Origin of the sequence: Cupriavidus sp. DL-D2 (genome assembly GCF_039710735.1) — a bacterium.
In the GTDB taxonomy this organism is placed as follows: Bacteria; Pseudomonadota; Gammaproteobacteria; order Burkholderiales; family Burkholderiaceae; genus Cupriavidus.
Genome location: NZ_JBDKXK010000004.1, coordinates 92,563 through 105,303, shown reverse-complemented (window position 1 = coordinate 105,303; position 12,741 = coordinate 92,563). Strand labels below are relative to the sequence as shown.

Genomic DNA, 12,741 nt, shown 5'->3' with positions numbered 1-12,741 from the left:
GCCAAAAAGGCTTCAGGCAACCAGCGCCGTGCGCTGATCGTTCGCAACTGCCGGGTCACGAGCCTCGATTATGGCATGTGACGAAGCAGTCGAACAAACGGAAATTTCCACGACCTTGATGGCCGAGAGGCTGGAGACCTTCATATCCTGTACGGCGGCCACGCCTTCGCACAGCACTTGCTTCGCGCAATCGCGGCAACGGCCACAGCAGGTTCCTACGCCAAGCGTTTCGGCAAGCTCGTCCATCGTGGTCACGCCAAGATGTACAGCGCCGTGAATCTCACGGTCGGTAACCTGGTTGCAAATGCAAACGTACACAAAAGCCTCCTGCGGAGCAGCGTCGGCACCGGCATGCCGAACGCGATGAGAGGCAGAATAACAGAGAACCAAAATGATAACAATTCCCATTAAACGAATGAGAACTGCCGTGCACGCGACGCATTGTCTGGACAATTTCAAGGAGCGATTGCCGCACTTTCACTGATGAAAAGTGGCGCAATCGGTAAAACGCCAACGTAAAAAAACCCTTCACAAGGAAGGGTTGGTTGGCTCGGCCGCCTTCACGCTGCCAGCTGCTTCAGGGCGCTGGCCAGTTCGTCGGGTTCGTAGCAGTTCAGGATCTGATCCACGACCTTGCACAGGCGCTCGCAGTCGGCGTGGATGATCTCTTGCTTCACGCGGAGCAATTGCGCCGGGTGCATCGAGAACTCGCGCAGACCCATGCCCAGCAGCAGTCGCGTCATGACAGGGTCTCCTGCCATTTCGCCGCAGACCGCCACAGGCACGCCGGCGTGGTTGGCTTCGCGGATGGTGCGGGCGATCAGTTGCAGCACGGCCGGATGCAGCGGGTCATAGAGATGCGCCACGGCGTTGTCGGCGCGATCAATGGCCAGCGTGTACTGGATCAGGTCGTTTGTGCCGATCGACAGGAAATCCATGCGCTTGAGGAACAGCGGCAGCATCAGCACGGCGGCCGGAATCTCGATCATGGCGCCGATCTTGATGCCAGGGTCGTACGGCAGGCCGCGCTGGTCCAACTGGCGCTTGGCCTGCGCAATCAGGTCCAGGGTCTGATCGATCTCACTGGCATGGGCCAGCATCGGAATCAGCAGGCGAACCGGTCCGAAGGCCGACGCCCGCAGCAGCGCGCGCAACTGCGTCAGGAACATCCCGGGCTCCGACAGCGACCAGCGGATGGCGCGCAGTCCCAGAGCCGGGTTCAGTGCCGTCTCGAAATCATCGCTCAGTCCGTCCAGCGGCTTGTCGGCGCCCACGTCGATGGTGCGGATCGTCACCGGCAAGCCGTGCATCGCCTCCACGGCGTTGCGATAGGCCAGGAACTGCTCTTCCTCGTCCGGCATCTCGCTGCGCCGGTTCATGAACAGGAATTCGGAACGGAACAGACCCACGCCCACGGCACCGGCGGACAGCGCTGCGCCGGCGTCCTCCGCCAGTTCGATATTGGCCAGCAGTTCGATTTCCAGTCCGTCCAGCGTCACCGCCGGCATATGGCGCAGGCGCTGCAGCCGCTTCTTCTCCAGCGCGCGTTCGCTCTGGCGGTGGCGGTATTCCTCGAGGATGATGGCCGACGGATCCACGATCACCAGGCCGGCATCGCCGTCGATGATCACCCAGTCGTCCTGCCGGATCAGCTCGCTGGCGCTCTTGACGCCGACAGCGGCCGGGATATCCAGGCTCCGCGCGACGATGGCCGTGTGCGAGGTGCGCCCGCCCAGGTCGGTCACGAAGCCGTGGAACATCGTGTGCTTGAACTGGAGCATGTCGGCGGGGCCGATATCGTGGGCCACGACGATCACGCCCGGTGCCGCCTCGCCATCGGGCGCCAGCGCCGGCACAGGCGCCGGGGCCAGCACAGGCGCGCCGGCCAGCACCTTCAGGATCCGCTCCACCACCTGCTGGATGTCGGCCTTGCGCTCGCGCAGGTATTCGTCCTCGATTTCGTCGAACTGGCGCATCAGCTCTTCGAGCCGCGTGGTCAGCGCCCACTCCGCGTTGTAGCGGCGAGTCAGGATCAACTGTTCGGGTTCGCGCGACAGGGCTTCGTCGTCGAGGATCATCGCGTGGACATCCAGGAACGCGCCCATCTCCTCGGGCGCATCGCGCGGCAGGTCGCGCTTCAACGTGACAAGCTCGGCGCGCACGGCGGCACGCGCCGCGCGCAATCGCTCTACTTCCGCATCGAGCCGATCCTCATCGACCAGGTAATGCGAAACATCGAGCGCCGCGGGCGCCAGGATGTGGGCGCGCCCGATGGCGACCCCACGCGAAACCGGAATGCCGTGCAAGGCAAAGGGCATGACCCGCTCCGTCAGGAACGTTTAAGAAATTTTTATTGTGGCGACACTCACTCGCCCTCGCCGAACCGGTTGGCGATCAGCGCCAGCAGCGCATCCATCGCTTCCTGCTCGTCGGGGCCATCGGTCTCGATAGAAACCGTCGAGCCGATGCCGGCGGCCAGCATCATGACGCCCATGATGCTCTTGGCGTCAACCTGGCGACCGTTTCGCGACATTTTGACCTGGCTTGTAAACTTTCCGGCGAGCTGTGTCAGCTTGGCGGACGCACGGGCATGCAGCCCGAGCTTATTGATGATGGTTGTGTCCCTCTGCAGCATATTTGTCGGGATGATTTGCGGTTTGGTTCTGGACTGAGGTGGTACCCACCTGCAGCACCCCCTGGGCGCCACCGGCGAGGGCCTTGGTGGCCAGCTGGTCGAGTTTTTCGGTGCGATAGCAGATCGCGCGCACGAGCATCGGCAGATTCACGCCTGCCAATACCTTGACCCGGCCTGACTCGGCCAGCTTGGCGGCGATGTTGGCGGGCGTGGCACCGAAGATGTCGGTCAACACCAGCGCGCCGTTTTCTTCGCAGACGGCTTCCAGGCCGCGGCGCGCCTCGGCCAGCACGGCTGCCGGGTCGGCGTCGGCGGCCACGTCGATGGCTGCGAGCCGGGGTGGCTGGCCGCAGTACACGTGGGCAGCACAATCGCGCAGCGCCGAGGCTAGCGGCGCATGCGCGATGATCAGAATTCCGGCCATGATGTGAATCCGTTGGACTGCTGCGAATTGTAGCAGGCAGCCTTACGGCCCCTTCCCGTCTTTATGGCTGAGATCCCCACTGTGGCACTTCCGCATCGGATTGCCAAATTTCGTGGATAACTCAGCGCCGCTCGGCTGCCACCGCGGCTTCCAGCGCATCCACGAACATCCCCGCCACATTGAAACCGGTCTGCTGCGCGATTTCCTGGAAACACGTTGGACTCGTCACATTGACTTCGGTGAGGTAGTCGCCGATCACATCCAGTCCCACCAGCAGCAAGCCCTGCTTCCACAGGCCCGGCGCCAGGGTTTCGGCAATCTCCAGGTCACGCGCGCTCAGTTCCTGCGCACGGCCCAGGCCGCCTGCGGCCAGGTTGCCCCGGATCTCGCTGCCCTGCGGAATACGAGCCAGCGAATACGGCACTGGCTTGCCGCCGATCAGCAGGATGCGCTTGTCGCCCGCCTTGATCTCGGGGATGTAGCGCTGGATCATCAGCGTCCGCGCCCCGTTGTCGCCCAGCGTCTCGACGATGGCACCCAGGTTCAGCGCGTCCGGGCCCACCCGGAAGATGCCCATGCCGCCCATCCCATCGAGCGGTTTGACGATGATGTCCTGATGCTCGGCGTGGAAGGCGCGAATCCGGTCGGCATCGCGCGTGACCAGCGTCGGCGTGATGAACTGCGGAAACTGGCCGATCGCCAGCTTCTCGGAATGGTCGCGGATCGCCTGCGGCTTGTTGAACACGCGCGCGCCCTGCTTCTCGGCCAGTTCCAGCAGCCAGGTGCTGGTCACGTATTCCATGTCGAACGGCGGGTCCTTGCGCATCAGCACCGCGTCGAACGTGGCCAGGGGCGTCAGGGCGGCATCGCCCAGGCGGAACCAGTCGTGCGCGTCGTCGGTCAGGTCCAGCGGACGCGTCACGGCCTCGACTACGCCTGCCGACAGCGAGAGTTGCGACTGCAGGCAGAACGCCAGTTCGTGGCCGCGCGCCGCGGCCTCCTTCATCATGGCGTAGGTGGAATCCTTGTAAGTCTTGAAGGATTCCAGCGGATCGGTAATGAAGAGGATGCGCATGATGGGGTGTCGCGTTCGCGTCAGGAAATGAACATCCGGCTCAGCCGAGCCGGACCGGGGGCGGACAGGGAGGCGGGCGGCCCGTGGAGACCGCGCCTCGCATCAAAGGATCGGATTCGGGTCGGTCTTCTCGAGTTCCACCGAAGCGGCCAGCAATGCCAGCCGCGCCACCACGCCGTACATATAGAAACGGTTCGGCACGGCCGCGCCCGGCTTGGCGTGGCTGTCCGGAATGCCGTTCGGCGCAAACGCCAGCGGCACGAAATGCATGCCCGGCGCATTCAGGTTCTCGTCGTTGCCCCGGCCCGTGTGCACGCGATAGAAGCCACCCACCACGTAACGGTCGATCATGTAGACCACGGGTTCCGCCACGGCCTCGTTGACCTTCTCGAACGTGTGAACGCCTTCCTGGATGATGACGTCGGAGACTTCCAGCCCCTCCTTCACCACGCTCATCTTGTTGCGTTCCTTGCGGTTCAGGCCCTTGATCTCGGACGGATCGCGCACGGTCATGATGCCCATGCCGTAGGTGCCCGCATCGGCCTTGACCACCACGTAGGGGGTCTCCTTGATGCCGTATTCGCGGTACTTCTTGGCAATCTTCTTGAGCACGCCTTCCACGGAATCGGCCAGTTCTTCCTCGCCGATGCGCTCATGGAAGTTCACGCCAGTGGCGCGGGCAAAGTAAGGGTTCACCATCCACGGATCGACGTCGATCAGCTTGGCGAACTTCTTGGCCACCTCGTCATAGGCTGCGAAGTGGCTGCTCTTGCGGCGCGTGGACCAGCCCGCATGCAGCGGCGGCAGCAGGTATTGCTCGTTGATATTCTCCAGGATCGGCGGGATGCCGGCCGAGAGGTCGTTATTCAGCAGGATCGAGCAGGGATCGAAGTCCTTGAGCCCCAGACGGCGGCCCTTCGAACCCAGGCGCGCCAACGGCTCCACGACCAGTGTCTGGCCGTCGGGCAGTTCGATCGGGGTGGGCTCGGTGATTTCCTCGGACAGCGAACCCAGGCGCACGTTGAGGCCGGCCTGGCGCATGATCAGCGACAGTCGCGCCACGTTCTGCAGGTAGAACATGTTGCGAGTGTGGCGTTCGGGGATCAGCAGCAGGTTCTTGGCATCCGGGCAGATCTTCTCGATCGCGGCCATGGCGGCCTGCACGGCCAGCGGCAGCATTTCGGGCGCCAGGTTGTTGAAACCGCCCGGGAACAGGTTCGTGTCCACCGGGGCCAGCTTGAAGCCGGCATTGCGCAGATCGACGGAACAATAGAACGGCGGGGTATGTTCCTGCCATTCCAGCCTGAACCAGCGCTCGATGGACGGTGTGGCGTCCAGGATCTTCTTTTCCAGCTCGAGCAGTGGACCGTTCAGCGCGGTGATGAGGTGCGGGACCATATCCATCCTAAATTTTCAGCTTTATTGTCCGCCCCGATTGTAAGGGAACGGCCAAGGGGCTGCTGGCCCACAACAAATAACCTTATGCGGAGCCAGCTTGAGGGAGGAAGATATTGGGCCGATCCGCCTATTTCAAACCCCGCGGCGGCGGGCGAGCCGCCTGCTGCAGGCGACTCGCCCGCCAGGGGCAGGGGAAAAAGCGGACAAAAAAAAAAGCGCGGCTGGCGCCGCGCTTTCAAATGGCCTGACAGATACGGGGAGCGTTCTGCAGGTGGAGGAAACTGCCTCACTGGCACTCTATGCCCGCGCTCACCTAAAGACAATTGAGACTTTTTAAGATCCGATTTAAGCACTCTGCGAATACTGCATCCACGCCCATTCAGCCGCTGATTCGCGTGCCGCCAGCGCCAGCCAGTGCGGCGCCCATGTTGGAAATGTCGGTCACGATCCCCTCCCCCTGCGGGTTGGCGCGCACATAGTCGAGCACTGCCTCGATCTTCGGCCCCATCGATCCCTTGCCGAAATGCCCCTCCTGCATGTACCGCTCGGCCTCCGCCACAGTCAGGTGATCCAGCCAGCGCTGTTCGGGCTTGCCGAAATTGATCGCCACCTTGGGCACCGCCGTGACGATCAGCAGGCGCTGCGCCCCCAATTGGCGTGCCAGCAGCGCGGACGCGAGGTCCTTGTCGATCACCGCCTCGCGATTGCATAGCGTGCCGTCCTCGGCCATCGTGACCGGAATCCCGCCGCCGCCGCAGGCGATGACGATGTGGTTCTGCGCCAGCAACGTCTGGATCGTGTCCGTTTCCACCACGGTTTTGGGCTGTGGCGACGCCACGCACCGGCGCCAGCCGCGACCGGCTTCCTCCATGATGCTCCAGCCATTGGCCTGTGCCCGCTGGCGCGCCGTGGCCTCGTCCATGACCGATCCGATTGGCTTGGTCGGGTTCAGGAAGGCCGGGTCATGTTCATCGACCACCACCTGGGTCACCACCGTCACCACGCGCGTGGAAACCCCCCGGCGGTGCAAGGTGTTGTAGAGGCTGCGCTGGAACATGTCGCCGATCGCGCCCTGCGTATCGGCGGTGGCATAGTCCATGGGCACCGGGGGCACCTCCCCCATCGCCAGTTCCGACCGGCGCAGGATGTAGCCCACCTGCGGCCCGTTGCCATGCGTCAGCACGATGCGCCAGCCCTGCTCCGCCACATCGACGATATGGCTGGCCGCGTCGGCCGCCGCGCGCGCCTGGTCGTGCAGGCTCGTGCCGCCGCCCTCGGGGGCCAGTGCATTGCCGCCGACCGCAATCACCGCGATGGGCGCGTCCTTGTCCGCAACGTTATGCATGCTCGACTCCTTACTGGGGGGCCGGCAGCGTGGCTGCCAGAGCCTCGATTGCCTGGCTGAAGCACGCCAGTGGCGCATGCGTGATCCCCGCGCCGATCTGGCCGACCCCTGCATCCTTGTGTGCGATACCGGTATTGATGACGGGCTGGATTCCGGTATCGAGCACGCGCCGGGCATCGATACCCGCCGGCGTGCCGGTGAAATCAAGCGCCGGCAGCGTGAACGCGCCGTTCTGTCCCAGCGTGATATGGAGCATGCGGCGCGTGTTGGCCACCGCATCGCGCGGCGTGCCGCCAATGAACTGCACGATGGCCGGGGACGCCGCCATGGCGAAGCCGCCTACCCCAGCCGTCTCCGTGATGGCACTGTCGCCCAGATCCCGTGCGGCATCTTCCGTGCCGAAGCCGGGAAAGAACAACCCGTCAATGATCGCGGCAGGTGCCACGAACCATTGATCAAGTCCGGACAGCCGGATACCGAAGTCGACGCCATTGCGCGCCATGACGGTCACCATCGACGCATGCGGTACGCCGTGCGCGGCGTCGAGCATGACCTTGCAGGCTGCCATCGACAGGTTCAGGAAGAAATGGTCGTTGCTGGCGATGAACGCCAGTGACTCGGACACCGCCCGCGCATCGAGCCGGGTGGATGCGAGCGCCGCCACGGTCAGCTTGCGGAACAGCAGCGCGCTGGCCGCCGCATTGCGGTTGTGGACTTCATCGCCCATATGCAGCGCCTGCGCCATCAACGGCTTCAGTTCGATGCCGCCAATCTCCTCGACCAGCGTGGCGAGTGTCGGCCCCAGCGTCTGCGCCATCCAGCGCAGCCGCTGGACCACTTCCTCGCTGTTGGCGCCGAATCGCAGCACCTTGCCCAGGCCCTCGTTCAGGTTGCAGTAGGCCACGTTCTCCCCGGCCGCATTCCGCACGATCCAGACCGGCATCGACGGGCTGATGATGCCGGCCATCGGCCCGACCGCACCATGGTGATGGCACGGCGACAACTCGACCGCGCCCGCTTCCACCAGCTTGCGCGCATCCTCCAGCGACGGCGCCCAACCTTCGAACAGGATCGCGCCTAGCACCGCGCCCTGCTGCGGTCCGCACATGCGCGCCCATTCGATCGGCGGGCCGGAATGCAGGATGCGCTTTTCCGTCATGCCGGGGAGCACCTGCGCGGCAGTCGACACGCCGCTCAGCACAGGCTGCGCGGCAAGGTAGCGGGAATAGGCGATCCGGTTGGCTTCCTCGACGCGGGGATGGGCCAGCAGTTGCGCCAGGGCCCAGCCAGCGGTCACATCGCCTTCGGCAGGCGGCTGCCATTGCAGTGTCTGTACTTCGCCGCCGCATTGGCGCAGGTTGTCGGCAAAGGCTGCCAGGCCGACGTTGATGACCACGGGTTTCTGCTTGATCAACGGTGTCATGCCTGGGCTCCCTTGTCCGTTGCCTTGGAAGCCTTGCCAGCCTCCAGTACTGCGCGGCACAGCCGGATCGCCTGCGCATTGCTCTCTGCCAATTCCACACCGGCGCCCACCAGCGTGGCGCGCTGTGCGTCCAGTTGTTGCGGATCGTTGCGCGTGCCACAGACGTGGCCGATGAAGAGCACTTCATGACCCGCGGCGGCGGCTGCTTCGCGCGCCGCCTGGATCGACGGCACGATGTCTCCCGCCGGGTCTTCATGCGCGCCATAACCCAGCACGAAATCGAGCAGGATGATGCCAACGCCGGGGACCGCCGCCTCGGTCACGATCCGTTCGTTGCGCAATCCGGGATCGATCATCGGGTGTGGCCGACCGCGCGTGAAATCGTCGTCACCAAGATCGAGAATCGTGTTGCCGACGCTGTTCCACAGGTCTTCGACGCGCGCGACCTTGCCGGTAGGCGTGTTCGATCGAAGGTCTGGCAGAACGTCCTGCAGCATCAGCAACGCTTCATAGCAGAACGTACCGCCGCAGTAGAGGCCACGCAGCATCGTCTGCTCCGGCTTCAACCGCGCGGCCAGTGCGGCAGCGCGTTCCTGCAATGCTTCGGCGCCATCATCCTGCCGCGATGGCTTCCCGGTAGATAGCTCGGTGGCTCGTTGCGCGGCTTCCTCCAGCGTGCTGGCCGGCACCACGCCGGCCGCGCGCAGCGTATCCGGATTGGCACCGAGGAAGCACACCACCACCGGCTTGCCAGTCTCGCGCGCGGCGGCCAGCACCTTGTCGGCCACCGTTGCGGCTGGCGGTTTGGAAATCAGCACGATGACGCGTGTCGCAGGGTCTTCCGCGAGTTGCTGCAACGCAGTCAGCATGGTGATGCCGCCCACTGCTTCGGACAGGTCATGTCCGCCCGTGCCGATGGCATGCGTGATACCGCAACCGTACTGATCGATCAGGCAGGTCACCTGTTGCAGTCCCGTGCCCGATGCGGCAATGACGCCGATATCGCCCCGCGCCACCACGTTGGCAAAGGCCAGCGGCAGGCCGTCGATGATGGCGGTACCACAGTCAGGTCCCATGACGAGCAGGTTGCGGGACTGTGCGTAGCGCTTCAGCGCGATCTCGGACGCCACGCTGACGTTGTCCGAAAACAGCATGACATTCATGCCGAGTCGCAGCGCCTTCATGGCTTCCGCAGCGGCGTAGTCGCCCGGCGTAGAGATCAGCACGAGATTCGCGTGTCCGTCGCTGGCGTCGTGCGCCATCTGCACGCTGCGCAGCGGCTCGCGTTGCGTGTCCTCGGACGAACCGGATGCGGCTTTCTCGTCGAGCAGTGCGGCGGCCTGTTCCAACGCGCCTTCCAATGCAGCGGCATCGCCGCGCAGCACGAGCAGGATGTCGTTCGGGCGTGGCTCGGGCACCGCATCGAGCAAGCCCGCGCCGGTCATCTGTTCGAGATTGGCGCGAGTCGCCATTTGCGCCGATGCCGTCGCCACGCCCGGCAACTTGCCGAGCCGCGCGGACAACTGCATCAACGCCACGGAATCGCGATACAGATTCGGGAAATACTGGCAGGTCGTGGTGCTCATGCCGGCCTCCCCTCCAGCGCGGCCACGACGGCGGCGGATGACGCTACCCAGCCAAAGATGCCTCCTTGTGCCTTGATCATCTCAAGGCCCATGCGTTGGAACTCCGGAAAATACGATCCGGTGGCATCGGACACTACAAGGCATTCGAAGCCCCGGTCATTGGCTTCGCGCACCGTCGTATTGACGCACACCTCGGTGGTCACGCCGCACACGATCAGCGTCTTGATGCCGCGATTGCGCAGCCGGGCTTCGAAATCGGTCGCGTAGAAGGCGCCCTTGCCCGGCTTGTCGATCACCGGCTCGCCCGCGATGGGATACAGCTCGGGAATGATGTCGTGTCCAGCCTGCCCGCGGACCAGGATACGGCCCATCGGGCCGACATCGCCGATGCCTGTCTGCAATTGTCCGCGCGCCAGCTTGGTCGGCGGACAGTCGCCCAGGTCAGGGCTGTGGCCTTCCCGCGTGTGCACCACCAGCATTCCCCGCGCGCGGGCAGCTTCCAGCAACGCCTTGCACGGGGCAATCGCGCCACGCAGCAGCGACACGTCGTTGCCAAGCATCTCACCGAATCCGCCGGGTTCCAGGAAATCCCGCTGCATGTCGATGATGACCAGCGCGGTCGTCGCCGGCGTGAAGGACAACGCGTACGGCTCCGCTTCGATCGTCTTCGTCCGCGATGCCATGTAGGCGCGCCAGTCGCCGAAGCCCGAGATATCGGTGTGCGCCGCCGTGATTTCCTTCTGCGGATAGAGGATGCCGTCCACCACGCGGCCATCCTCAAGCTCCACCGGGCCGCAATACAAGTGCGGCGGCTCGCCCGCCTCCACACGCGCCCAGGTTTCATCGCTCATGCAATACATCTCGCCGGCCACCGCCACGCCGCCTTGCTCCACCCGGTACATGCCAGGATGAATGTCGTGGATCGAGTGAATGCGGTACACCGGCTTGGTGCGGAACTCACCCAGGAATTCGGCACCGGCAAGGTTGCCGTGCAGCGCCAGGCCGCGCATGAGAGTACCGTTCACGAATAGCGTTTTCGCCATGATGGATCTGCTCCTGTTCAAACGTGTGAGGGTTCTTCCTCGTCATCATTGGATGGTGCCCAGCTGATGCGCTCGCCGTTTCGCTGCTGCTGCCAGGCCAGCCCCACGAAGATCAGCGTTGCCACGCCGTAACCGAACGACACACTGGGCGATGCGTTGATCGCCAGTTGCGAACCGTGGATGAAGCCGAAGAATGAGAGAACGGTGGCGGCGCTGGCATAGACGGCCGCCCAGTTGAAGCGCTTGTCGATCACGAACACCGCGATGGCGCCGATCATCAGCCCGGCCAGCACGGCGCCGCCGCCGGTCAGTTCCATGCCGTGGTAGAGCACGCCGGCATTCGCCATGTTGTTGTGGATGGCTTCGGGAATGGCCGCGATGTTGACGCCGTTCGCTCCGAGCGCACCATCGACCTGCGTCTTCGCCCATTCGGCAATGTTCGGCACGAGCGCCAGCACGATGGCCGGGGCATGGCGCTTGGGCGATGCCTGGAATGCCTGCGCGCCGATCACGAGTCCGATGAACAGCAGGATGGGCACGATCGACACCAGCGGAATCACAGACAGCAGCAATGCGGTCAACCCGAGGAAACAGAGCAGCCCGACACCGATGCCGGTGGCCAACGAGTAGCCGATGCGGCCGCCCATCGCTTTCCAGCCCGGATGCCCGATATAGACCGCTGGAGGGAAGGGGGAGCCGAGGAAGGCGCCCACGATGGCGCCCAGGCCATCGGCCGTCAGGATGGCGCGCAGGTTGTAGTTGTCACCACCGACGCTGGCCGATTCGACGTTGTTGATGCCTTCTGTGAAGTTGTAGATGCCGAGCGGAATCGCCGTGACCAGCAACGGCCAAATCTGCTTGAGCGGTATCGACAGGACATCGCCGCTGACCACCGGCAGATACAGAGAGAAGTGCTGCATGGCCTCGCCGACGGCTGTGGGCTGCATCATGTCGCTCCAGCCCAGTGCCGTGGCAATCCACGCCATCGCCGAGCCCACCACCACGACAGCCAGCCCACCCGGTATGTTGAATGGCAGCCGGACGTTGCCGATCCATGCGAGCAGGATGATCATGAAGCAGACCAGCCCGATCCACGCACCGTCGAACATCTGGTACGCCGGGCGCATCGAGATGAACGCGATCGAGATACCGGCCAGTGTGCCGAGCATGGCGGCGCGCGGCGTGTACTTGCGGATGGTGGGGCCCACGAAGGCGCCGAGCAGCACGATGATGCCGACGATCAGTGCCCACACGAGGCCGAGCTTCCAGGCCAGGATCGGATCCTTCGTTGCGAGATACGTCGGGAGCATGACCACGAACACCACGATGAACATGTGCGGCACGCTGGGCCCATAAGGCATGGCGGTGACGTTGTTGCGCCCTTCCTTCTTTGCGAGTTGCCACGCCAGGTAGGCATAGAACAGGTTGCCGAGCGGCAACGCGATGCCGAGCGCCGGAAGGATGCGTCCATAGACCGTATCGTTCGGCATCTGCACCACGTACAACGCGAGGCTCGACAACACCAGCACGTTCAGCAGCACGTTTGTGAACAGGCCGAAAAAGGCGTTGAGGTCCCCTGCCACCCACAATCGCGGATGCATCTCGGTAGACGGCGACGACTGCGCTTCCGAAGAAGTCTGGCTCACGATAGCACTCCTTTCACATCAGAATTTGTCGATCCGGAAAAGACGTTGTTATCGCGCCGGATACTGGGCGGGACGGCCTGGTGTCCCGATTGGGACGCCTTAGGAAATCTAGTTCAGAAATGGCGAAACGGTGGCGCGCATCGCGTTTGCAAATTCTGAGTCCGCC

11 protein-coding genes are annotated in these 12,741 nt (G+C 64.0%); all 11 read right to left on the bottom strand.

The annotated features are described in order from the left end of the window. Window positions 1-12: 12 nt before the first annotated feature. The 11 genes from ABDB81_RS03365 to ABDB81_RS03315 all read right to left on the bottom strand — a co-directional run bounded on the left by ABDB81_RS03365 (window position 13) and on the right by ABDB81_RS03315 (window position 12,575). Window positions 13-318 carry a bacterioferritin-associated ferredoxin gene (locus ABDB81_RS03365; RefSeq protein ID WP_137925990.1) on the bottom strand — a complete coding sequence of 102 codons (306 nt, stop codon included), beginning with the start codon at window positions 316-318 and terminating at the stop codon, window positions 13-15. Between the two features lie 242 nt (window positions 319-560). Further along, entirely contained in the window at window positions 561-2,318 is a 1,758-nt protein-coding gene (gene ptsP / locus ABDB81_RS03360) for a phosphoenolpyruvate--protein phosphotransferase (RefSeq protein WP_137925954.1), read from the bottom strand. A 47-nt stretch (window positions 2,319-2,365) separates the two neighbouring features. Then, on the bottom strand, window positions 2,366-2,635 hold the full coding sequence (locus ABDB81_RS03355; RefSeq protein ID WP_137925953.1) for an HPr family phosphocarrier protein: 270 nt from the start codon (window positions 2,633-2,635) through the stop codon (window positions 2,366-2,368). After that, on the bottom strand, window positions 2,604-3,059 hold the full coding sequence (locus ABDB81_RS03350) for a PTS fructose transporter subunit IIA (RefSeq protein WP_137925952.1): 456 nt from the start codon (window positions 3,057-3,059) through the stop codon (window positions 2,604-2,606). Before ABDB81_RS03350 ends, ABDB81_RS03355 begins: the two co-directional genes overlap by 32 nt. A 121-nt stretch (window positions 3,060-3,180) precedes the next feature. Next, window positions 3,181-4,134: a glutathione synthase gene (gene gshB, locus ABDB81_RS03345; protein WP_137925951.1), complete on the bottom strand. Its 954-nt coding sequence runs from the start codon at window positions 4,132-4,134 to the stop codon at window positions 3,181-3,183. Window positions 4,135-4,236: 102 nt separating this feature from the next. Then, window positions 4,237-5,532: a glutamate--cysteine ligase gene (gene gshA, locus ABDB81_RS03340; protein ID WP_137925989.1), complete on the bottom strand. Its 1,296-nt coding sequence runs from the start codon at window positions 5,530-5,532 to the stop codon at window positions 4,237-4,239. 379 nt (window positions 5,533-5,911) lie between these two features. Continuing rightward, on the bottom strand, window positions 5,912-6,877 hold the full coding sequence (arcC, locus tag ABDB81_RS03335; RefSeq protein ID WP_160471322.1) for a carbamate kinase: 966 nt from the start codon (window positions 6,875-6,877) through the stop codon (window positions 5,912-5,914). Between the two features lie 10 nt (window positions 6,878-6,887). Further along, a complete protein-coding gene (locus ABDB81_RS03330) occupies window positions 6,888-8,300 on the bottom strand; it encodes a DUF1116 domain-containing protein (RefSeq protein WP_137925949.1) in 1,413 nt (470 codons plus the stop codon). Continuing rightward, on the bottom strand, window positions 8,297-9,886 hold the full coding sequence (fdrA, locus tag ABDB81_RS03325) for an acyl-CoA synthetase FdrA (protein ID WP_346809784.1): 1,590 nt from the start codon (window positions 9,884-9,886) through the stop codon (window positions 8,297-8,299). The genes ABDB81_RS03330 and fdrA overlap by 4 nt, the downstream gene beginning before the upstream one ends. Then, window positions 9,883-10,929 carry an isochorismatase family cysteine hydrolase gene (locus ABDB81_RS03320; RefSeq protein ID WP_160471319.1) on the bottom strand — a complete coding sequence of 349 codons (1,047 nt, stop codon included), beginning with the start codon at window positions 10,927-10,929 and terminating at the stop codon, window positions 9,883-9,885. The genes fdrA and ABDB81_RS03320 overlap by 4 nt, the downstream gene beginning before the upstream one ends. 17 nt (window positions 10,930-10,946) lie before the next feature. Further along, complete coding sequence (locus ABDB81_RS03315; RefSeq protein WP_212745248.1) at window positions 10,947-12,575, bottom strand: hypothetical protein; 1,629 nt, start codon at window positions 12,573-12,575, stop codon at window positions 10,947-10,949. Window positions 12,576-12,741 lie beyond the last annotated feature (166 nt).

Excerpts from the sequence above, each read along its gene's own strand:
- ptsP (WP_137925954.1), bottom strand. The coding sequence starts at position 2,318 with ATGCCCTTTGCCTTGCACGGCATTCCGGTTTCGCGTGGGGTCGCCATC.
- ABDB81_RS03355 (WP_137925953.1), bottom strand. The coding sequence starts at position 2,635 with ATGCTGCAGAGGGACACAACCATCATCAATAAGCTCGGGCTGCATGCC.
- ABDB81_RS03350 (WP_137925952.1), bottom strand. The coding sequence starts at position 3,059 with ATGGCCGGAATTCTGATCATCGCGCATGCGCCGCTAGCCTCGGCGCTG.
- gshB (WP_137925951.1), bottom strand. The coding sequence starts at position 4,134 with ATGCGCATCCTCTTCATTACCGATCCGCTGGAATCCTTCAAGACTTAC.
- gshA (WP_137925989.1), bottom strand. The coding sequence starts at position 5,532 with ATGGTCCCGCACCTCATCACCGCGCTGAACGGTCCACTGCTCGAGCTG.
- arcC (WP_160471322.1), bottom strand. The coding sequence starts at position 6,877 with ATGCATAACGTTGCGGACAAGGACGCGCCCATCGCGGTGATTGCGGTC.
- ABDB81_RS03330 (WP_137925949.1), bottom strand. The coding sequence starts at position 8,300 with ATGACACCGTTGATCAAGCAGAAACCCGTGGTCATCAACGTCGGCCTG.
- fdrA (WP_346809784.1), bottom strand. The coding sequence starts at position 9,886 with ATGAGCACCACGACCTGCCAGTATTTCCCGAATCTGTATCGCGATTCC.
- ABDB81_RS03320 (WP_160471319.1), bottom strand. The coding sequence starts at position 10,929 with ATGGCGAAAACGCTATTCGTGAACGGTACTCTCATGCGCGGCCTGGCG.